This window comes from Paenibacillus sp. FA6 (assembly GCF_051550225.1).
In the GTDB taxonomy this organism is placed as follows: Bacteria; Bacillota; Bacilli; order Paenibacillales; family Paenibacillaceae; genus Paenibacillus_AQ.
Window position 1 is genome coordinate 1,762,581 of the sequence record NZ_CP188820.1, and the last position, 21,263, is coordinate 1,783,843.

A 21,263-nucleotide genomic window follows, 5' to 3' on the forward strand; every position below is an offset into this window, starting at 1 on the left:
TATGGGTATTCAGAAAAGATTAGTGGGAAGTTATGTTGTCGTCATTTTCCTGACTGTTCTCATTCTTGAGATCTTTCTCATCGTTTCCGTGAGATTTTATTACCTTCATAATGTTGAACGAATCCTGATGAATCAAGCGGAGCTATCCGCTTCTTTTTATCAGCAATATTTCGCCGATGAGGATCTAGAGAAACAATCGGATCGATTATTGAAAGGGTTTGCACACAATTCCGATGCGCAAGTGCAGATTATTAATCCAGCGGGTCGACTTCTGCAGGACTCTAATGGACTTCAAGGTGACAACATCATGATCAAGTATGTAGATGTGCAAGCGGCTATTGAGGGACAACCTGCTATTTGGAAAGGGAAGGACCCTTCAACCCAAGAGGCTATATTAGCGGTATCTTTTCCCTTACAAGCCAATGATATTACCGTGGGGGCAGTCAGGTTCGTCACATCCTTGACTGAAACACTAAATACGGTTAATCAAATTACAGTTGTTCTGATCTGTGTCGGTATGCTTGTTATTGTGATTGTTACCGTTCTTGGTCTATTGCTGTCCTGGACCATTACGAGATCAATTAAGGACCTTAAACTGGCAGCAGACCGGATGACAGAAGGGGACTTTAGCATAAAAGTACATAAGCGCTACCAAGATGAGTTGGGTTCCTTGGCAGATACGTTAAATATGATGGCAAGTAGAATATTAAAGAGCGAGCAGCTTAAAAATGATTTCATTTCTTCCGTATCTCATGAACTGCGTACGCCACTAACGTCGATTAAAGGCTGGGTGATTACGTTGAAATCGAATGGGGGCGCCAATAAACATCTTTTTCACGAAGGTCTTGAGATTATTGAATCTGAAAGTGACAGGTTAACACGTATGGTGGATGAACTGTTAGATTTCTCTAAATTGGATAACGGAAGAATTGTCTTACAATACGCACCTGTCCATCTATCGGAATTACTTCATCATATTGGCAGACAACTTGCCCCAAGAGCTGCGCGACAAGGGATCTCACTCGAAATGCAAGTAGACGAAACAATACCCACTATTCAAGCAGATGAGAATCGTTTAAAGCAAGTATTCATTAATCTAATTGATAATTCACTCAAATTTACAGACTCCTCTGGTCGAATCCTTGTTCAGGCACACACAGCTCTGGGACAAGTTGTTATTACTGTTGAGGACACAGGCTCAGGAATCGTTGAGGAAGATCTAGAGAATGTCCTGCACAAATTCTACAAAGGTGATCAACATGCTTCTGGCAGCGGATTGGGTCTGTCCATATCCGATCAGATCATTAAGCTACATCATGGTGAATTACGAATAACGAGTAAGGTAGGCAAGGGAACGATAGTCCATATCTATCTACCACTATAAGGGGAAGTTCAAAAAGAAGTTCAAATTTAACTATTTCATAACCACTTCGTTCCCATCCAGAGTTAGAATAGTAAGTAACCTTGAGAAGCGAGGGGAAGGTACTCAGAATGCTCAACAAACTAATTAGAATAGTTATCATGTTGACTATGTTAATCTTGGTCGGAGGATGTGGGATTCCCGCAACACCTATAGACATGATTAAGCCGCCATTATCGGAAGCGAGCATTCAGCGATACGAAATGAGTCATGAACTCATTAAATTACTGCCCGACGAAGTCCAATTGTTAACCCCCAAGCAAGGAGAAGAGGGCAATGACATCTCATTCGGAGATATGGATGGAGACGGTATCAATGAAGCTGTCGTTGTATATGAAGAAAATAATGCGACAGGTAAAATGTTAAAAGCGGCGCTGTTTAAGCAGCATCTTGAGGAGTGGCGAATGATCTCGGAAGTCAAGGGATTTGGTTATGGCTTGGAGTATGCTGGATTTCAAGATATCAATGATGATGGGCGATCCGAACTCATACTTGGTTGGTCATTGGGTGCGGCAGGAAATGGACTGGATATTTATGGGTTAAGTGAAGATATGTTGGAGCTGTTATCCAAGAAAGATTATCAGGGCAAGTTCGAACTTGAGTAATCATTCACTTGGATTGTAGTGAGAGCAATGGAGGTGTTCCTTGATTTGAACGGTAAAATTAGAGGGCGCCCTGATTTTTTACTTCTTTTTTTAACTATATTGCTTGTTGGTTTTGGCTTGGTTATGATTTTTAGCGCAAGCTCTCCGATGGGCATGATTAAACACAATAGTCCGTGGCACTACGTCATGAAGCAAGGCGTATTTGCGCTCATCGGATTATTTGTGATGTTTATTTTTATGGGTATTCCTTTTTCATGGTGGAAGAAAACGGCGCCGACCTTGCTCCTGTGCTCAATACTGGCACTTGTTCTCGTCTTAATAGGGGGAACGAACATAAATGGCGCGAGACGGTGGTTTGTTCTGGGTGGTGTTAATTTGCAGCCAGCTGAGTTTACCAAGTTATCCATCATCGTATATTTATCGGCATTAGTCAGTAGAAAAGGAGATCACATCCGAAATTTCCAGAGAGGCTTACTCCCTATTATGATGATGATCGGCATCATTCTGCTGCTTGTCATGAAACAACCAGATTTCGGTACTGTATTAATCTTGTTCTTTATTGCAGTAACGATCCTTTTTATTGGTGGTGTTGATCTGCGCCATTTTCTGATCCTTAGTTTGGTGATGATCCCTATTTTTGTTTATCTTGCGCTTAGTAAGAGCTATCGACTCCAACGAATCAGCTCTTTTCTAAATCCACTTGATAGTCCAGAAGACTCCGGGTATCAACTCATTCAGTCGCTCTATGCATTAGGGCATGGAGGCCTTACAGGGACAGGAATCGGTCAAAGTGTACAGAAGCTATTTTATTTACCGGAAGCACATACCGATTTTATCTTTGCTGTCATTGGCGAGGAATTCGGGTTCGTGGGCACATTACTGCTCATGATCGTATTTTTCCTTTTTATTTGGAGAGGCTTTATTGCAGCAATAAGGAGTAGTGATCCATTCGGAGTCATGCTAGGGATGGGCATCGTTATGATGATATTTATTCAATTCTTGTTGAATATTGGAGCTGTAACTGGCAGCCTGCCCATTACGGGAGTGCCGCTGCCCTTTATTAGTTATGGGGGATCTTCGCTCATTCTGTGTTTAGCGAGTACTGGAATTCTACTCAGTATTTCACGAGATAACAATAAAAAACGTCAAGAAAAGTATGGAAATTCTACAAAATAGAGGTTGTCATATGATTAACATCCGCAAAATCGCGAAACTGGATAAGTTAACGCTGTTTATTATGTTCTGTCTTGTTGCCATGGGTACCATTGCTATTTATGGAGCCACAATGGATACCCATTTAGAAGGTCTTCATATTAGTAATTTATATCTATTCGGTGCATTTTTCATTCCGATGTTGGTTCTCTCTTTGCTAGATTATACAATTTTGATAGGGAAGCTGTCCTACCTTTTCTATGGAATCGGCATAGGGATGCTAGTTCTTGTTAAGGTTACCGGAGAGAACATTAACGGTGCGGTTCGTTGGCTAGCGATTGGGCACTTTCAGCTTCAACCCTCTGAATTGGTTAAAATATTTACCATACTGCTCATTGCTCATTTATTGGGTAAGCGAGCGGGAGAGAAACTCCGTCTTTTTCAAGATCTATTACCCATTTGTATCATTTTCATGATTCCAATCATCTTAATCATGCAGCAACCAGATTTAGGAACTTCTCTCGTCTTTGTGGGCGTGCTACTTAGTATGTTGTGGATTGGTAACATCCGTTCATTATATATGATTCTGTTCATCAGTATGATGATCATAACGATTGGTAGCATATTATGGCTCTACTATGCCAACTTCGAATTGTTATCTAAGATTGTAGAGCCACATCAAATATCAAGAATTCAGAGTTTTCTTGACCCAACTAGCGATCCAGATAAATCATGGCATGTTAAAAACGCGATGTATGCGATAGGTTCGGGAGGATTGACTGGAAGTGAAGGATCTTTAGTAGGTAGAGGGTTCGTTCCTTATGCATATTCCGATTCGATCTTTGTGGTTATAGGCGAGAAATATGGTTTTATCGGTTCTTCGTTGCTGTTGCTGCTATATTTCCTACTCGTGTATCGTATGGTTCATATCGTCATGGAAAGTAGGGAACTTGCAGGATCATATCTTGTTATCGGGCTTATCGGAATGTTAGTCTTTCAAATTATCGTTAATATTGGCATGCATATCGGTTTGGTACCCCTGACGGGTATTTCCTTACCCTTCATAAGTTATGGAGGAAGCTCATTACTTAGCAATATGATTGCGATGGGCTTGGTGTTAAGTGTCAACATTCATAAAGATGAGATCTATTAGAGGAAGTTCAAAAAGTCATCTTTTGATCACGAAGTATTGCGGGGGGCGTATTCGACATCAAATATTGAATTCAGCCGGTCCTTCCGGTGCTCACGTAGGTACTGCCTACGCTCCGCTCCTCACTCCCTTGCTTCATCCAATCTTCTTGGTGCTGAAAATCTGACTTTTTGAACTCGCAATATTAGAATAAATATAGAAATAGAAAGAAGGCTGTGCAATTGGGCATATCGCAAATAGATGAACTCGTATTTCAATTTATTAATCAAGGAGCAGTAACTCTATCTGCATTAAATCCATTGATGAGATTTTTATCGGAAAAAGCTGAATACCTATTTTACTTGGGTGTTATTGTGTATTGGTTTACTCTCATTCATAAGAATAGGAAGATGGTCATAACAACGCTGTTTGCAGCTTGTATTGGATTTGGACTGGGGAGTATCCTTTCTCACTTTTTCTATAGGGACAGACCTTTTGTCCATCATACGGTTAACCAGTTGATTGAACATTCCGCAAATGCTTCATTTCCAAGTGATCATTCGATTGGGGCTTTTGTCATTGCAACAGGCATATGGTTATTTCGTAAAAAGGAGGGATCCATTTGGCTTGTATTGGCAAGTTTAATTGCATTCTCGCGCATTTGGAATGGTGTTCATTATCCTGGCGATGTCATTGCGGGGGCATTCATAGGTGCCATCAGCGCGGTCATATGTTATCAGATGTTTAAGCGATGGTCTGTAGCACATAGATGTTTGAACGCTAGCATCCATCTGTATGAAAAAGTCGAGAAAAAGATGGGAATCCGTTATAAAAAGGGTCAGTCATCTAATTTCTGAAATGGAATATTAATCGGATTGAGTGGAGGAAATCATGTCTGTTAAACGCAAAAGAATAACAATACGTAAAGTTCTGATGATCATGTACCTTGTCATATTATCGCTCATACTTGGAGCTGGAATCTATGCTGGGTATATATATTATAAAGCGGATGCTGCGATTCAACGTATTGCGGCTTCAGAAAGCCTTCAGCCTGCTAACGATCTAGCTGATAAACCATCCAGTAATGTAAATAAGGAATCGATCAAACCTATGATAATTCTTCTTGCGGGTACAGATAGTCGGGAAGGTGGTGGCGGGTTGATGAATACGGATGTTCTTATGCTAATCAGTTTTAATCCGCAAACCCATTCTGCGAGTCTCTTGTCCCTGCCGCGTGATTTGCTACTAAAACCTAAATCATTGCCTTCCCGCAAAGCCAATTATTATTATGCCTACTATTATATAAAGGATAAGTCAGAAGTTATTCCGAATACAAAGCGTTTTTTCTGCGATTTGCTAGATCTTCCGATTGATCATATGGTTGTGGTGAATTTTGACGCGTTACGGCAGATGGTTGATGCGCTTGGCGGGCTACAAATGGATGTCGATATGGATATGAAATATAACGATTCCACAGACGGGACTCAAATCAAATTAAAAAAAGGCTTACAGACTCTTACTGGTAAACAAGTGCTTGACTACGTACGGTATCGCAAATCGAATCAAGGAACCCGGGAGTCTTCCGATTTCGAACGCAACGATCGCCAGCAGCAAGTGATCAAGCAGATTATTGATAAATTGGGGACTTTCCAAGGGGTTTCCCAATGGGGAAATGTATTGGACATCATCGGTGACAATGTGAAGTCAGATATTCCTGAATCCGATCTTCAACAATGGGTCTTCAACTTCCCGAAAATCAAACCGGATCATATTCGTTCATTACAATTGGGGTCCCGTTGGGAAAGCCCCTATGTTTACGTGGACAAAGAGGATTTGCAACATGCGTTGTCTGCTCTGCGTGATGAGGCTGGTGTCAGTTCAGAAAGTCCGCTCAACTTGGAAGCTGTTGGGGTATGGGATTAATAAACTAAAAAGGAGCCTTAAGGCTCCTTTTTAGTTTAAGAAAAGTAATCCAAGCAGTATAAGACGCTAATGAAGTATGTATATATTTTGTACAATGCTAGTTACATCGTGTAAAATTAAAAATGTTGTTCATTTAATACTAAAGGAGCTGAGTCATGATGTCTCAAGCTGAAACTATAAAGTTGACCTCATTATCTACTAAAGGGGGTTGCGGTTGTAAAATAGGTCCTGCAGATCTGATGGAAGTACTTCGCAGTCTGCCACCTACCGTCCCAAATCCCGATTTGCTAGTTGGACTAGATACAAGTGACGATGCGGGAGTATATCGTTTAAGTGATGAACTCGCATTAGTGCAAACGGTCGATTTTTTCACACCGATTGTAGATGATCCCTATTCATTTGGTCAAATTGCAGCGGCCAATGCTTTGAGTGATATTTACGCCATGGGTGGAAAGCCACTTACAGTTCTTAATATTGTAGCATTTCCTATTTCTGTTCTGGACAAAAGCATCCTTGCAGATATTTTGCGTGGAGCAGCGGACAAAGTGCAGGAAGCAGGAGCTACGCTTGTAGGTGGTCATTCCATTGACGATAAAGAGCCGAAGTTTGGTTTAGCAGTTACAGGACTTGTGCATCCAGATAAAGTAAGGACGAACGCGGCTGCGCGCGCCGGTGACAAGCTGATTTTGACGAAACCAATCGGTGTTGGCATCTTAACTACTTCTATAAAGAAAGATCAGTTATCCTTGGAAGAAACAGCACGCCTTACTTCTGTCATGTCTACGCTTAATAAGACTGCTGCTGAAATTATGGCGCCGTATGAAGTACATGCTTGTACGGATGTTACTGGCTTCGGATTATTGGGACATGCCTCAGAAATGGCGAAAGGAAGCGGGATGGGGCTAATTATCCGTGAAAACGATGTACCTATGTTGCCTAGAGTAAGAGAGCTTGCTGAGAAAGGCTTTGTTCCAGGGGGGACAAAGAACAACTATGCTTATTTAGAAGGCTCCATTCTTTATCCAGAAGAGATGGACCAGCTTAGCCGCTACATATTATGTGATGCAGTGACATCAGGCGGATTATTGATTGCCATCGCACCTGAACAAAGCGAACAATTACTTAAAGAGCTTGTGGATGCGGGTGTTGAAGCTGCATTAATCGGAGAAGTAACGAATGATCACCCGGGTCAGATTGCGGTTATAGCTGCACAATAAGAATCGGAAACTAATCAAACGCTATGGATGACTGTTAGATATACGAGGTGAGAGACTGATGTTTCAAGACATTACGCTAGAAGAGTTAAGAGCGCTAAAGAATAAGAAGCAGATGACAACCATTGATGTCCGCTCTCCTTCTGAATATAAAGACTCAACATTGCCTGACAGTCTGAATATCCCTTTCTTCGATGATCAGGAGCGGGCTGAAATAGGTACACTGTACAAACAGGTAAGTGTTCATGCTGCGAAGGAACGCGGTTTGGAGATTATCTCGGCTAAGCTGCCTGCCTTCATTAAAGAGTTTGGAGCGATTCAAGGGGATAAGGCCGTATTCTGTTGGAGGGGAGGCATGCGAAGCCGAACGACGGCAACGGTGCTTTCTTTAATGGATATTCACGTTTACCGGCTGATCGGTGGCTTCAAAGCTTACCGTAAATGGGTATTAGACGGACTGGAGAACTACGACTTCAAGTTGAAGTCTTATGCTATTCATGGGAATACGGGTACGGGTAAAACAAATCTGTTGCACCGCCTGAAGGGTCTAGGTCATCCGGTATTAGATTTAGAGGGAATGGCAGGTCATCGCGGTTCGATATTCGGACAGATCGGACTTCATGCGAATAATCAGAAAACCTTCGATAGTCTTTTATTCGAGGAGTTGATTGCACTAGAGAAATCCCCTTATGTTCTGTTTGAAGCGGAGAGTAAAAGGATTGGAAAGATCGCTCTGCCGCAGTTCATGGCTCAGCAGAAAGATATCGGAACACAGATTTGGATAGAGATGCCGATGCAATCTAGAGTTCAGCAAATTCTTGAGGATTACAGACCAGAACAATTCAAAGAGCAATATATTACAGCGTTTCTGGGTATCAAATCTCGTATCCACGTTCCGGTTGCAGCGGAGATCGAACGGAACTTGCACGCTAATATGTTCGGTGAGGCTGTGGCGCTACTACTGGAGCATTATTATGATCCTAGATACGACCATTCGTCCAATCATTCCGAGGAAATCGACAGAATCACCTTCTCAGTAAATAATGTGGATGAAGCCGAGGCTGCGGTTATCTCTTATTTAGAAAAAATGAACGAAAGATAACTTTTTGAACAACCTCTAAAGGGGGGCGAAGACATGATCTATTTAGACTATAATGCTACAACACCTGTCGATAAAGAAGTCGCAGATGCTATGATTCCATATATTTATGGTCATTTTGGAAACCCTTCAAGTAGCCATATATTAGGGAAGCAAGTGAAATTAAAGATCGAACAAGCAAGGATGCAGGTTGCTGATTTTCTTCATTGTGAACCGACGGAGGTACTTTTTACTGGCGGAGGAAGTGAATCGAATAACACAGTGATTAAAGGTGTGGCTCATACCTACAGGGAAAAGGGTAATCACATCATCATATCCGCAGTTGAGCATCCGGCAGTTATACAACCTTGTCAGTTTCTAGAACAGATGGGTTATAAAATCACTTATTTACCTGTTGATCAGTATGGGATGGTTAACGTAGACGACGTTAGACAGCAGCTTACGGACCAGACGATTCTAGTATCCGTCATGCATTCTAATAACGAGACTGGAACGATCCAACCGATCAGAGAAATATCCGATTTGTGTCGTGAATATGATGTACTGTTCCATACAGACGCTTCACAGTCTGCAGGAAAGGTACCTTTGGATGTGGATGATTTAGGAGTGGACTTCTTAACCATTGCGGGACATAAATTATATGCTCCGAAAGGCATTGGTGCATTGTATATTCGAGATGGAATTAACATTGAACCTTTGATTCATGGCGCCGGACATGAGAATGGGAGACGTGCCGGAACGGAAAATACAGCCTATATGATTGGATTAGGAAAAGCATGCGAGCTCGCTTCAGACCCAGCTACTAGAAATCAAGTTAAGCAAGTGACAGACTATTTCTATAGAAGACTACAGGATACTTTTGGAGATAAGATCACGTTAAATGGTCATCCGCACAAGCGATTGCCCAACACGCTCAATATCAGTTTCCTAGGGACAGTTGGTCACGAAGTGATAGCATCCCTTGAAAATGTGGCCGCATCTACTGGTTCTGCTTGTCATTCTGGAGAAACATCGATCTCGCCAGTACTAAAAGCCATGAAGGTTTCAGATGAAATTGGACAGGGTGCGATTCGATTCAGTCTGGGTAGATATACGACGATGGCTGAAGTTGATGTTGTTATTAATGAATTGAAGAAAAATATAAAAGAAGGCTACCGTTCTCATTGAGATCAGTAGCCTTCTTCGTTCTAATTGAGCTTATGAAGTGTACCGTTCTTATGTTCCTCAAGTAGCTTTGCGAAAAGCTCACTAGAGTAATCAATCCTACGCTCAGGAAATTCGCCTGTAAGTACAATCTTCAACATATGAAGCAGACGTTTACCTGTTAGTTCTGTGGACCCGTGAGACCATTGTATAATACTGGGACATAGGTATATCAACCCAGAGTAACGAAATGCTGCCCTCAATCTTTCATAAAAATCATCATAGCTAAGTGATATACCGTTTGCAATTAATTCGTTGTAATAAAGTTTGGCATCCTCAAGGTTACAATAACTGGCGAGGTCAATATAAAAAGGTGCATAATAGCACCATCCGAAATCAATAAAATATGGTTTTCCATTATAATAATGGATGTGGGAACCATCTACCGACTGCAAATCTCCATGCGTGAGAGTCAGGCTTTCCTTCTCATCGTACAAAGCCGCCATATCATGTGCAAAAGCGTTGGCTTTATCACGCAACGATGGCAAATACGCGCCAAATTCCCTGCGGAATTCGGGATTTTGCTCCATAAGCGTTTCAAAATGGTCCACCGACACTTGCTTAACTAAATAATCTTCCCAATAATGACGGTCAGCATGGGGGAGCCACAGCATCTCCGAACCTCTATGCATATTACGGGCATGGATTCTGGCTAGTGCCTCCGCAACCTTTGGCGACCAATCTACGCCAAGCGGAGGAGATTTAATACTTCCCAAATCTTCTATCGCCATCCATTTAGGCTCATCTGTTTCTATATCTAGTGAAAAAGCGGCGGGCGTGTTCCGATGGCCCTGGTCGGTTAACGTTTTCATGGTCATGCGTTCTTTTAGAGCAGCTTCTTTAAATATCACGCTCTCCTTTTTGCCATTGTCGTAAGTAACCTCTATACGACGTACCTCTGCACCAGACCACCCACGTTCCGCATCTGTCATAGAACCGTTCTCTAAATGACATACCTTTCCGCGTTGAAGTACTTCGGCTAAACCTTGAGCAATGATGCTCATATTATGTTCCAAATTAATCTACCTACCAATCTATCTACTATGAGTTTACTCATGATAGCATATTTTACGCACTCTTATCAGGAGTGTTGGTCGAATCTAGTATATTGCGTCGTATGTAGTCAATGCCGGCAGCTATCCTAGACCCCAATCGTGGACCAGTGCGTCGGACGAGTGAGCGAAGGTGGTAATTTGGTGTCGTTATTGCCCTTCGCAGCATTGAGCTGGGATTGGGTGAGAAAGATACTGGTAGTAAGGTCGGCACCCCTGAGGTCAGCATCTCGGAAATCAGCCCCAATAAGATCAGCCTCTCTTAGGTCGGCGTTTCTGAGGTCAGCGGCAATAAGGTAGGCGCCTCTTAAGCTAGCCCCTCTTAGGTCAGTACCTTTTAGTTTGGCCCCAATGAGGTCGGAACCTCGACCTTGGAACTTCTTACGTCCAGGCAGATCATTCTTATCAGAGCGCACGAGTTCACTGGTCCGCATGAGTAGCGCATTGACATCTGCCCGATGCGCTACCACGTCTAGCTCCATGAGATCATCGGGGCTGAGATGGGTAAGGCGTTCCGTCTCATCGAGCGCGGAGCTAAGCGCATCTTGGATGGAATGAGCCGGTTGCAACGTCAGCGCTTCGGTCAAATACCAGAGCAGTTCATGGAGTTGCCGCATGATCGGGAACACTTTGAACATTTGCTTGGCGGATTCTGGTGCTTGCCGCCAGTCGTGTCCGCTGAAGGTGTTGTGGGAAACCTTTTGTCCCGCTCCGAAGCACTCATAAACAGTGCAACCTCGAAATCCCAACTGCCTAAGGTTTATGTGAACGCCACAGCGGAAGTTTGATTGCAGATTAATGCAGGGCTGTCCAGCGTCTTTGTCGATCGCGAAGTCTACTGAAGCTGCAAATGGCAGTGCGGCACAGCACAAGCCGAAGCAGTTCTCGCATTCAGATCGCAGACTAGAGCGACTCCTGTCAGAGGAAGATTCTGAATGTTCGTGATTCTCAGACAATGGGTGACCCTCCTTTACTATAATATAAAAAATGGAATTTTATTCGATTCTTATATAGTATTACTGAATATTTTCTCTGTCAATGCGTGGGCCTATGAAAGTATTAACCGCCAAGAGAAAAGAGAAAAGTGCATCCAAACCTATTGCTTGTTTGGATGCATTTTTATATACTTACATTCAAATGGATGTTTGAATGTAAGTGTTAGATGCTAAATCTAGGGGGCAAAATAAATGGAGTACTATGATGTGGTTATAGTAGGAGCAGGGCAAGCGGGAATTGCTATGGGGTATCATTTAAAGCAACAAGGACTTTCATTTATTCTATTAGATTCTAATGTGAAAATTGGAGATTCATGGAGACATCGATACGATTCATTAAAATTATTTACCTCCCGAAGGTACAGTTCCCTACCAGAATTACAGATGAATGGTTCATTAGATGGATTTCCGACAAAAGATGAAATGGCCGATTATTTAGAGCAATATGCGACTCATTTTGATTTACCTGTGATGCTCAATACCAACGTTATAAATATAAAAAAGAACGGTGAAACGTTTGAGGTAGAAACAAATCAAGAAATAATTGAAGCAGAACAAGTTGTGATTGCATCAGGTGCTTTTCAAAAACCTTTTGTTCCACCAGTAATAGTGAATAAGGGGGAAAGGTCGTTTCAAATTCACTCTTCCTCATATCTTTCCCCTAAGCAAATTCTGAAAGGTTCGGTATTAGTAGTGGGAGGTGGTAATTCTGGAGCGCAAATTGCGGTTGAATTAGCACACGAAAGAAATGTAACCTTAGCTGTAAGTCGTTCATTTAAGTTTCTGCCACTTCATTTTTTAGGGAAAAATATATTTTACTGGTTAGATCTTTTCGGATTATTGTATTCTGGAGTCGATACAATAAAGGGGAGTTGGTTTAGAAAGCAAAGTGACCCTATCTTTGGTTATAAATTAAAGACATTAATAGCTGATCGTACAATTAATATGAAGCCTAGGGTAGTTAGTGTCGATGGGAATGAAGTTTTATTTGAAGATAATAGTGTCCATTCATTCGAAAGTATTGTATGGTCAACCGGTTTTATTCCTTCTTATGATTGGATTCTTATAGAAGGTGCCACTTCATCCAATGGGAAACCGGTTCATGAAAGAGGGGTAAGTCCGATTAAAGGTCTCTATTTTATTGGTCTGCCTTGGCAGTATCAACGTGGGTCAGCCTTGATATGTGGTGTTGGACGTGATGCAAGATATCTAATTCCGTATATTATTGGGAGATAGATTTAATAAACTCCACTTTTAAGTGGAAGTTCGAACATAGAAGGGATGGCACTCGTGGAGAAACAGTTAATGAAGAAAAAGAAGATATTGAAACGTTATCCTATTTTGGCTGTAGGTCTAATTGCGATAGTTGTAGCATTAATCATGTTCGTAGCCAGTCCATTCTTATCCGTCAATTCTAACAATTCTCTAGAGAAATTCCATGTAGTAGATGGATTAACCATTGAAGAAGGTGCTCAGATTAAAATAAGGAAGAACGCAGATCTGTTTGGTTCCATGAAGGAAGCGACAATCGCACTTATTAATCTACCTCTTATACCTGAGCAAGATTATGCAGGATATGTAGGCATATGGGACTCTAACGGAAAACTGGTCCAAAAGTTTGTTGTTAAAGGCTATCATATTATGAATCCAGTTCAAATCCATGTGCAGGATATAACGGGAGACGGGAACTCAGATATTGTTGTGGAGACGGATGAACATGTTAATGGAGGTTTAGGAGTTCATGCTCTGCATGTATATGTGGAAAACAAAGGGCAGTATACTGAAGCGCCATTATCAGAAGAGATAAATTCAGATTATACAGTAACGTTCCGTTCATCTAGCAAAGATTTCATTGTGATCTCTACGCAGGATAACCGAAGATGGACTGTACAATTAGGTGCAGAACAGTTGAAACATTTGAATTCAAATGTACTAAATCAATCGAATCCCGTAAATGTCGATCCAATATCATCCATTGATGTGCACAACAATACTTTAACGACGAAAAGATTAATCTGGTTTGGAGACTTGCAACTGAATTCCCTTGCTGTATTGGAATCCAATTATTATTTCGAAGAAAACAAGTGGGAAATGCAAAGCTATAGTTTAGAAAACATCGATAAAAGCACGATAGTAACTGAAATCTTTTGACGTCGAATTGTCCTTTAACGAACGAGTGGAATTCTGTTATGGGTGACAGGAGGGTAATTAGCAATGCGAAAGAAAACAGTAGTAATATGGAGTGGACCCAATAAGGGTATATCTGTAAAGTGCTCGGAAATTGTTTGGATTAAGAATCTTTCCACGACCTTTAAATTGAACTCTAACGAATTTGTTTGATATTTGTGTATATCTCCTTGATTGCAAGGATTAAATCATCTGTATAGCGTGTTGGGCGCGTTAAAATCTTTGTTTTATACCAACCTTCCATATGCTATTCTATAAATAGAATAAAGAGGAGGGTTTTTTTGCGTTATTATCATTTCGATACAAAGTTATTAAAACAGCTAACTGATTTCTTTGAGGGGGAGGTGCAATGAGTATCACACTTATCGTGTTGGTGGTCGTTGCGGTTTTTGTTGGCGCCTTGATGAGATCGATGTTTGGCTTCGGGGAGGCGATAGTAAGCATGCCTTTGCTTGCACTATTACCGATCCCCCTGCAAACTTCGGTATCTCTCATTGGCTTAGCTGGACTAACCGTTGCTTTACTAACCGTGTTCAGCGGATGGCGTCATGTTGAACGCCCTGTTCTGATCCGATTAGCAATTTCCACCGTAATCGGAATTCCTGCTGGACTTGTTCTGCTTCATGTTGCTCCTGCAATCGTGATTACGTCTGGACTCGGCATTTTTCTGATTGTTTTTGGATGTTACTCCTTGATTAAGAAGGCTCTTTCTCGGGCAATCGAACGTCCGTTACTTAATCATCGGGGCTGGGTATTGCCGTTCGGATTTGCCTCAGGGGTGCTTGGCAGTGCTTATAATTTCAATGGTGTGCCGGTCGTTGTCTACGGTACCTTACGAAGATGGAACCCAGATCGTTTTCGGGGAACATTACAAGCTCATTTTCTGATATCCGGCGTTCTCGTTGTTGCAGGGCATGCACTCGGAGGGTTATGGACGTTTGAATCATTCATTTTTTATGCGTATTCACTGCCGGCTATTCTCATAGCTACGGCACTCGGTGTTTTTTTGAACAAGCGAATTCCTGCTGCAAAATTCGAACGTTACTTATTTATTATTATTATCTCACTTGGTATTCTATTGTTATTTCCGCGAGGTACAAGCTGATCATGTTAGTACCCATAAAAACAACCAATCATAAAAAATGGAGTGAAAAATATGTTTAGTTATTACAGTGCGCTTTGTACGGAAGTCTATGATTTCACAAAACCGGTGGGGTATTCTTTAGACGGTGATATTGAATATTATCAAGAACGGTTAAAAACTTGTCAGGGACGTATTCTTGAAGCAGCAGTTGGCTCAGGGCGTTTTATAATTCCACTTCTTGAAGCTGGATATACCGTTGATGGAATTGATTATTCTCCTGAAATGTTGGATTCTTGTCGTAAACGTTGTGACGAGAGAGGGTTAACCCCTAATTTATATGAAGATAAATTACAGGATTTTTCATTGCCCTTTAAGTATGAAGCGATTATTATTCCTACGGGTTCTTTTTGTTTGATCGAAAAAAGAGAAGACTCTCTACAAGCATTGAAATGCTTCTATGAACACCTTGTTCCAGGTGGACGATTGATTGTTGATCTTGTATTGCCCCATGCTTGGAAAGCAGGAGAAATTTCTACTTCAACTTTTTCTCTACCTAATGGGGATGGGATTACGATGGAGAGCAAATCAATTGAGATGGATTGGCTTAATCAATATACAGTATCCTATTTGAAATATGAGAAATGGCGCCAAGGAAAGCTGATCGAGAGTGAGTTGCAACGTTTTGCATTGCGTTGGTATGGAGTCGAAGAATTTAAACTTATTTTAGAAAGTGTAGGTTTCTCTCAAATAACATGTTCTGCTGATTATGTATACGAGAGGCAACCGTCGACTGCTGGTCAGATTGTGACTTTTGAAGCTGTACGAAAGGTATGATGTGAAAAGCTGTTGTCGCTATTTGTGCAGCATAGTTTATAAGCAATAAAGCTTCATTTTCATTGCTTATAAACTATGCTATTATTACTGTAACTTATTAAACATGTTTAATAAGTATTGCTCTATGAGGTGGTGATCATTGTGAATGAGTTACTTACAACTCCTAAAGAGATGAAGAAAGTTATTGTACGTAGTATACGCGCAGCTCTTCTAGAACTCGGAAGTGCAACGAAAGTTGAACTGAGTCACAAATTAGGAATAAGCTTTCCAACAATTACGAAGTTTCTAACGCAAATGGAGAAGGATGGGGAGCTCATTATAGTTGGCCTTGATGATTCCAGTGGAGGAAGAAGAGCGAAACGATATGCGTACAATCCGGAGTATATGCTGGGGTTGGCTATTTTTTTGGAAAAAGAAGAAACGAACTATACGGTATTTAATTGCTTCGGGGAAGTGAAAGAACAAGGGAATACTTCGAGTTTCCTTATGGATGATGTTCAAAGCTTAACAAAACATATTGAACACATCATGGATCGGTTTCCGAAGATTCATTCCATAGCAATCGGTGTACCTGGTTCAGTCAATCATGGTCGAATTATTTATATACCCAATTACGAACAGTATCATCATTTTGATATGAAGGGCTACTTCGAAGATCGATTATCTATAGCTGTCGTGGTAGAGAATGATATGAATGCTGCTGTACTTGGATACAACGATAATAGACGCAATAAAGACAATGTAACTCTGGTCTACTTGTATTTTGGTCAGAATGGTCCTGGTGCAGGCATTATGATCAATAAGGAAGTGGTCAGAGGAAGCACGTTCTTCTCAGGAGAAGTTTCATTCGTCCCTCAATATGATGATAAGAATTTCCTACAAGCTTTAAACAGTGGTAGCGGAACAGAAACAGCAAACCTTCATAGGGAAGAAGAGGTTGATGCTGTTAGTCGGTTGGTAGCTTCGTTTACAGCCATCATAAACCCACACACGGTTATTTTTTGTAACGATGAAGTAAACCAAACAATGATCAACCAAATAGCAACCAATAGCGCAACATATATCCCCAAAGAACATCTGCCAGAACTTGTGATAAGTGATTGGAAGCAAGATTATTTATATGGATTACAGCGTCTCGCACTAGACCTTATGATCACTGGAACAAGAATATAGTATGAAACAATAGGAGTTGTTGAGAAATGAAAACAGAAAAAGAGAAAATGCTGAATGGTGAACTATATAATGCAGGCGATGTGGTATTAGTGAATGATAGGCTAAATGCTCGCAGACTCGTCAGATTATACAATCAAACACTTGAAACGGATAGTGACCATAGAACTGAATTGCTTAAAGAATTGTTCGGTTCCACGGGGGAAAGTCTATACATCGAACCGACACTGCGTTGTGACTATGGCTACAACATTTATGTCGGTGAGAACTTCTATGCTAATTTTGATTGTGTGCTCCTGGATGTCTGTGAAATTCGGATAGGCGACAATTGTTTCATTGCGCCAGGTGTACATATTTATACGGCAACTCATCCATTGAATGCGCAAGAGAGAATATCGGGTGTAGAATACGGGAAACCGGTAACGATCGGTCACAATGTCTGGATTGGCGGGAGAGCCGTCATCAACCCTGGAGTTACAATAGGTAATAATGTCGTGATTGCTTCCGGCGCCGTCGTTACAAAAGATGTCCCAGATAACGTTGTAGTAGGTGGGAACCCAGCGAGGGTCATCAAACAGATTGATTAAACGTTATTAACGATTTAACTCGACCACTTTGCATAGCTCGACCAATTGATGAACGCCATAAAGTTGCTGACGATTACGCTGATGGATACTTAACAGCGCTTCTTCAGTAACTTTTTTGGCTTGTTGGATGCTCTGATGTTCTACAGCCTGAACAATTTCCTTCATATTCTCTAAAAAATAAACAGTTCTACGCAATGTGCGAATGAGTAAAATTTGTCGTATATGTAGGGGAGTGAAGATGCGGTATCCATTCTCAGGATTTCGTCCTGGTGATAGTAATCCTTCTTTTTCCCAATGTCGAATGGCTGACTCTTGTACATCTGTTATCTGAGCGACTTCACCGATGGTCATATCGTTGTTCATCTTTTTATTTGGAAAGAGTGGCATTCCAGTATGTTGAAGCAACTCAAGCGTCTGGTCGGCAACAACTTTTTCCTGTTGTAGATTGGATTGTTCTTTGTTGATAAGCCAGAAGGCGATGTCCATATCACCGTTCTGAATGTGGCGAAGTACGTCACAAGTGATCGCGACACCAAATCCAGGAAACATTGCTCGGAGGCAGCGAAAGTAAGCTAAGTGCAGATCTGTATACAGGCGATAACCATTCGTAGCACGAGCAGGCGTTGGAACGACTCCCCACGATTCATAATGTCGCAAAGCACTTGTACTAATGCCAAGCTCTCTAGCAATCTCAATCGGCTTGTAATATTCCATTTCCAGTTCCCCCTTAAGTAGATTTCCACTATACCAAACAGGCTTGTGTTAAACAAACATTAAATAAAAAGATTAAAGTAATATGATAGACTTTTTGCTTCTCACCCACGGGGATTCACAAAAAACCTTATCATTTACACGAATGCTGTAAAATTAATGAAACAAATCATTCGAATTCAAGGAGCAGGGGAAAATAACTGAAAACATATCTACTGCTCAGTAAAAGAATAACCTTTCCGTGAAAGGGTAATGTTATAGAGAACATACCCAAGGAATCGGATAAGGAGTGAGCTTGGATGGATAAATCGATAGGAATATACTTGTTCGATTGCCTAAAGCAAGAGGGAATTACAGAAATCTTTGGCGTGCCTGGTGATTATAATTTCACTTTACTTGATAGTCTTGAGAGATACACCGGCATTCATTTCATAAATGGACGGAACGAACTGAACTCAGGATATGCTGCAGATGGTTACGCTAGAATTAAGGGAATATCGGCGCTCATTACGACGTTTGGTGTAGGGGAAATGAGTGCCTGTAACGCGATAGCTGGGGCTAACAGTGAAAATATACCCATTATTCATATCGTTGGTTCTCCACCAGACATGGATCAGAAGAAACACAAGCTTATGCATCATACATTGATGGATGGGAATTATGATGTGTTTCGCAAAGTATATGAGTCCATTACAGCGTATACCGTTGTTCTTACGCCTGAAAATGCTGGGATTGAGATTCCAAACGCAATTCGTATTGCGAAGCAGAAGAAGAAGCCTGTTTATTTGGTAGTGGCCGATGACTTGGTCATGAAACCGGTCCTGACTCACAATGAAGCTAATTCTCCACAAGCTAAATCGAATCAGAAAACGCTACAAGCAGCAGTAGATCACGTACGTCAAATGCTGGGTCAAGCTCAGAACACGGTTCTTCTGGCAGATGTCCTAACTATCCGTTTTGGTCTGCAAGAATATGTACGCAAGCTGGCAGAGTCAATGAATGTGCCGGTGGCCTCCACTCTATTTGGGAAAGGCGCTTTCGACGAAAGCCATCCTATGTTCATCGGAATGTATGGAGGCTTGTTTGGCAGTTCAGCAGTACGCAGCACAGTAGAGAGCGCGGATTGTGTTATTGCAGTGGGATTGGTGTGGGCTGACACGAATATGGCTAATTTTACGGCTAAGCTGAATCCTCTACAGATGGTGGAGATCCAGCCGAATATGGTGAAGATCGGCGAAGCGGAGTATCCAAATGTCCAAGCGACGGATATGCTGCTCGCCCTGCAGAGTATAGGATACAGGCAGCAAAATAAGGTGATAAAAGGGCAGTTCCCTTATGATACGATGACAGCTAAGCCTGATGACTTGATCTCAGCAGCAGCCTATTATCCCCGTTTTCAGCAAATGCTGAAAGCAGGTGATATCGTGGTCGCAGAATCGGGTACATTTTATTACGGGATGGCACAGGTGAAACTTCCGCAAGATGTGACGTATATCGCTCAAGGCGGATGGCAGTCTATTGGTTATGCAACGCCATCGACCTACGGTGCCTGTATAGCGGCACCTATTAGGCGAGTATTACTCTTTACAGGGGATGGTTCTTTGCAACTTACTGTTCAGGAGATCAGTTCTATGCTGTATTACCACTGCAAACCGATTATCTTTATATTAAACAACTACGGGTATACGATCGAGAAGTATTTGAATGTGAAGACTGAAGATCAGCAGTATAATCAGGTACCTAACTGGTCTTACACGAAGCTAGCAGAGGCTTTCGGGGGCGATGCATTTACGGTAACCATCCGAACTAATGAGGAGCTGGATACTGCAATCACACGTGCAGAAACAGAATGTAATAACAAGTTATGTATCATTGAAATGATCGCCAGCGATCCCATGGATGCACCGGAATATATGCATAATATGCGTAAGTATATGGAGCAACAAGAGAAGCAGCGTCGTTAAAAAGACACTTCCAACCTTTTCATAAATGTTTTTGCAGCTCGACTCAAATATTTATCATTACGATAAAATATCTCTAATTCTCTGATCGGAGAATCCTTGATTGGAATGGCTCGGATACCTGGGAAGTTTAGACTTTCAATCAATTGACTTGGTTGAATGGTAGCTCCAACGGCTTCTTTGACCAATTGAAGCAAGGAAGTAGCAGAGCCCGTCTCCATGATGGTATGGATAGTTATTTCTTGCTTCTTGCACCAATCATCAATTAAATCACGACCGTAAAAGCCCTTAGGGTACATAACTAGAGGAATCATAGTCAAATCTTCAGGTGAAATGATATCCTGCATTGCTAAGTCATGTTCTTCATTTATATAAAGACTATATGTTTCAGTGAAAAAGGGGATGTGATTCAGTCGGGGATCGGCTTGAATGGCTAAACCAACGCCAATATCGACTTCATTGTCCAACACTTTATTCAAAATATCGATCGATGGAATCACTTGAACTTTCGTATTAGGTAAATCCTTGTGGAAATCGATGAGTAAGGATGTTAATCGATAATCCAGATCCGATGGTAATACCGCTACACGTAGGTGACCGGAGTCCAAATTTGCAAGATCAGCTATAGCATTTTTAGCGTTTTCTAATTGTTGGATAATCTGTAAAGCATAGCTTTCTAGGAGTTCTCCTGCTTCGGTCTTAACTGTCTTTTTCCCAATTCGATCGAACAGAGGTACTCCTAACTCGTCTTCTACCACTCGTATTTGCTGACTTAATGTTGGTTGTGAAATTCCTAATTTATTTGCAGCTTCAGAAAAATGTAATTCATTACATAACATAAGAAAATATCGTAATTGTCTGATTTCCATATAAAAAGTCTCCTTTTACTATAGCGCCATACTATTGTTTATATAGAATAAATAGTATTGAACTATTA

The 21,263-nt window shown here is 41.4% G+C and carries 20 protein-coding genes; 16 read left to right on the plus strand and 4 right to left on the minus strand.

Going from position 1 to position 21,263, the window contains the following annotated elements; genetic code table 11:
* The first annotated feature begins 1 nt into the window (after position 1).
* From ACP8HI_RS08115 to ACP8HI_RS08155, 9 genes are all read left to right on the plus strand, one after another.
* The gene (locus ACP8HI_RS08115; RefSeq protein ID WP_438350597.1) at positions 2-1,384 is read left to right on the plus strand and encodes an ATP-binding protein; all 1,383 of its coding nucleotides are present in this window, start codon (positions 2-4) and stop codon (positions 1,382-1,384) included.
* 107 nt (positions 1,385-1,491) lie between these two features.
* On the plus strand, positions 1,492-2,025 hold the full coding sequence (locus tag ACP8HI_RS08120) for a hypothetical protein (RefSeq protein ID WP_438350598.1): 534 nt from the start codon (positions 1,492-1,494) through the stop codon (positions 2,023-2,025).
* Between the two features lie 45 nt (positions 2,026-2,070).
* Positions 2,071-3,201: a putative lipid II flippase FtsW gene (gene ftsW, locus ACP8HI_RS08125; protein WP_438350599.1), complete on the plus strand. Its 1,131-nt coding sequence runs from the start codon at positions 2,071-2,073 to the stop codon at positions 3,199-3,201.
* A 10-nt stretch (positions 3,202-3,211) separates the two neighbouring features.
* Entirely contained in the window at positions 3,212-4,330 is a 1,119-nt protein-coding gene (locus ACP8HI_RS08130; RefSeq protein ID WP_438350600.1) for an FtsW/RodA/SpoVE family cell cycle protein, read from the plus strand.
* 218 nt (positions 4,331-4,548) lie between these two features.
* Positions 4,549-5,163 carry an undecaprenyl-diphosphatase gene (locus ACP8HI_RS08135; protein ID WP_438350601.1) on the plus strand — a complete coding sequence of 205 codons (615 nt, stop codon included), beginning with the start codon at positions 4,549-4,551 and terminating at the stop codon, positions 5,161-5,163.
* Positions 5,164-5,197: 34 nt separating this feature from the next.
* The gene (locus ACP8HI_RS08140) at positions 5,198-6,229 is read left to right on the plus strand and encodes an LCP family protein (protein ID WP_438350602.1); all 1,032 of its coding nucleotides are present in this window, start codon (positions 5,198-5,200) and stop codon (positions 6,227-6,229) included.
* Positions 6,230-6,387: 158 nt separating this feature from the next.
* On the plus strand, positions 6,388-7,446 hold the full coding sequence (selD, locus tag ACP8HI_RS08145; RefSeq protein WP_438351754.1) for a selenide, water dikinase SelD: 1,059 nt from the start codon (positions 6,388-6,390) through the stop codon (positions 7,444-7,446).
* A gap of 58 nt (positions 7,447-7,504) precedes the next feature.
* Complete coding sequence (mnmH, locus tag ACP8HI_RS08150; protein WP_438350603.1) at positions 7,505-8,545, plus strand: tRNA 2-selenouridine(34) synthase MnmH; 1,041 nt, start codon at positions 7,505-7,507, stop codon at positions 8,543-8,545.
* A gap of 33 nt (positions 8,546-8,578) precedes the next feature.
* Positions 8,579-9,709 (plus strand): cysteine desulfurase family protein, encoded by a 1,131-nt coding sequence (locus ACP8HI_RS08155; protein ID WP_438350604.1) that lies wholly within the window; start codon positions 8,579-8,581, stop codon positions 9,707-9,709.
* Positions 9,710-9,729: 20 nt separating this feature from the next.
* Here the strand turns inward: ACP8HI_RS08155 and ACP8HI_RS08160 are convergent, their stop codons facing one another.
* Together ACP8HI_RS08160 and ACP8HI_RS08165 are read right to left on the minus strand one after the other, a co-directional pair.
* Positions 9,730-10,761 (minus strand): phosphotransferase, encoded by a 1,032-nt coding sequence (locus ACP8HI_RS08160; RefSeq protein ID WP_438350605.1) that lies wholly within the window; start codon positions 10,759-10,761, stop codon positions 9,730-9,732.
* A gap of 125 nt (positions 10,762-10,886) precedes the next feature.
* Entirely contained in the window at positions 10,887-11,753 is an 867-nt protein-coding gene (locus ACP8HI_RS08165) for a pentapeptide repeat-containing protein (protein WP_438350606.1), read from the minus strand.
* A gap of 231 nt (positions 11,754-11,984) precedes the next feature.
* Here ACP8HI_RS08165 and ACP8HI_RS08170 point away from each other — a divergent pair, with 231 nt between their 5' ends.
* The 6 genes from ACP8HI_RS08170 (at position 11,985) to maa (ending at position 17,654) form a co-directional block, all read left to right on the plus strand.
* A complete protein-coding gene (locus ACP8HI_RS08170; protein ID WP_438350607.1) occupies positions 11,985-13,028 on the plus strand; it encodes a flavin-containing monooxygenase in 1,044 nt (347 codons plus the stop codon).
* Between the two features lie 69 nt (positions 13,029-13,097).
* A complete protein-coding gene (locus ACP8HI_RS08175; protein WP_438350608.1) occupies positions 13,098-13,943 on the plus strand; it encodes a hypothetical protein in 846 nt (281 codons plus the stop codon).
* A gap of 385 nt (positions 13,944-14,328) precedes the next feature.
* Positions 14,329-15,084 (plus strand): sulfite exporter TauE/SafE family protein, encoded by a 756-nt coding sequence (locus tag ACP8HI_RS08180; RefSeq protein ID WP_438350609.1) that lies wholly within the window; start codon positions 14,329-14,331, stop codon positions 15,082-15,084.
* Between the two features lie 51 nt (positions 15,085-15,135).
* A complete protein-coding gene (locus tag ACP8HI_RS08185; RefSeq protein ID WP_438350610.1) occupies positions 15,136-15,897 on the plus strand; it encodes a class I SAM-dependent methyltransferase in 762 nt (253 codons plus the stop codon).
* Between the two features lie 141 nt (positions 15,898-16,038).
* Positions 16,039-17,070: an ROK family protein gene (locus ACP8HI_RS08190; RefSeq protein ID WP_438350611.1), complete on the plus strand. Its 1,032-nt coding sequence runs from the start codon at positions 16,039-16,041 to the stop codon at positions 17,068-17,070.
* 26 nt (positions 17,071-17,096) lie between these two features.
* A complete protein-coding gene (gene maa / locus ACP8HI_RS08195) occupies positions 17,097-17,654 on the plus strand; it encodes a maltose O-acetyltransferase (RefSeq protein WP_438350612.1) in 558 nt (185 codons plus the stop codon).
* Between the two features lie 6 nt (positions 17,655-17,660).
* Here the strand turns inward: maa and ACP8HI_RS08200 are convergent, their stop codons facing one another.
* The gene (locus tag ACP8HI_RS08200) at positions 17,661-18,368 is read right to left on the minus strand and encodes a MerR family transcriptional regulator (protein ID WP_438350613.1); all 708 of its coding nucleotides are present in this window, start codon (positions 18,366-18,368) and stop codon (positions 17,661-17,663) included.
* Between the two features lie 296 nt (positions 18,369-18,664).
* On the opposite strand from ACP8HI_RS08200, the gene ACP8HI_RS08205 reads away from it, so the two are divergent.
* Positions 18,665-20,329, plus strand: coding sequence for an alpha-keto acid decarboxylase family protein (locus tag ACP8HI_RS08205; RefSeq protein WP_438350614.1), 1,665 nt, complete (start codon positions 18,665-18,667; stop codon positions 20,327-20,329).
* On the opposite strand, the gene ACP8HI_RS08210 is transcribed toward ACP8HI_RS08205, so the two are convergent.
* Entirely contained in the window at positions 20,326-21,195 is an 870-nt protein-coding gene (locus ACP8HI_RS08210) for a LysR substrate-binding domain-containing protein (protein WP_438350615.1), read from the minus strand. The genes ACP8HI_RS08205 and ACP8HI_RS08210 overlap by 4 nt on opposite strands.
* Between the last annotated feature and the right edge of the window lie 68 nt (positions 21,196-21,263).

Bases quoted from the DNA above. Each gene is read 5' to 3' on its own strand.
- ACP8HI_RS08210 (WP_438350615.1), bottom strand. From the start codon at position 21,195: ATGGAAATCAGACAATTACGATATTTTCTTATGTTATGTAATGAATTA.
- ACP8HI_RS08205 (WP_438350614.1), top strand. From the start codon at position 18,665: ATGGATAAATCGATAGGAATATACTTGTTCGATTGCCTAAAGCAAGAG.
- mnmH (WP_438350603.1), top strand. From the start codon at position 7,505: ATGTTTCAAGACATTACGCTAGAAGAGTTAAGAGCGCTAAAGAATAAG.
- ACP8HI_RS08140 (WP_438350602.1), top strand. From the start codon at position 5,198: ATGTCTGTTAAACGCAAAAGAATAACAATACGTAAAGTTCTGATGATC.
- ACP8HI_RS08200 (WP_438350613.1), bottom strand. From the start codon at position 18,368: ATGGAATATTACAAGCCGATTGAGATTGCTAGAGAGCTTGGCATTAGT.
- ACP8HI_RS08120 (WP_438350598.1), top strand. From the start codon at position 1,492: ATGCTCAACAAACTAATTAGAATAGTTATCATGTTGACTATGTTAATC.
- ACP8HI_RS08170 (WP_438350607.1), top strand. From the start codon at position 11,985: ATGGAGTACTATGATGTGGTTATAGTAGGAGCAGGGCAAGCGGGAATT.
- maa (WP_438350612.1), top strand. From the start codon at position 17,097: ATGAAAACAGAAAAAGAGAAAATGCTGAATGGTGAACTATATAATGCA.
- ACP8HI_RS08175 (WP_438350608.1), top strand. From the start codon at position 13,098: ATGAAGAAAAAGAAGATATTGAAACGTTATCCTATTTTGGCTGTAGGT.
- ACP8HI_RS08155 (WP_438350604.1), top strand. From the start codon at position 8,579: ATGATCTATTTAGACTATAATGCTACAACACCTGTCGATAAAGAAGTC.
- ACP8HI_RS08180 (WP_438350609.1), top strand. From the start codon at position 14,329: ATGAGTATCACACTTATCGTGTTGGTGGTCGTTGCGGTTTTTGTTGGC.
- ACP8HI_RS08185 (WP_438350610.1), top strand. From the start codon at position 15,136: ATGTTTAGTTATTACAGTGCGCTTTGTACGGAAGTCTATGATTTCACA.
- selD (WP_438351754.1), top strand. From the start codon at position 6,388: ATGTCTCAAGCTGAAACTATAAAGTTGACCTCATTATCTACTAAAGGG.
- ACP8HI_RS08130 (WP_438350600.1), top strand. From the start codon at position 3,212: ATGATTAACATCCGCAAAATCGCGAAACTGGATAAGTTAACGCTGTTT.
- ACP8HI_RS08115 (WP_438350597.1), top strand. From the start codon at position 2: ATGGGTATTCAGAAAAGATTAGTGGGAAGTTATGTTGTCGTCATTTTC.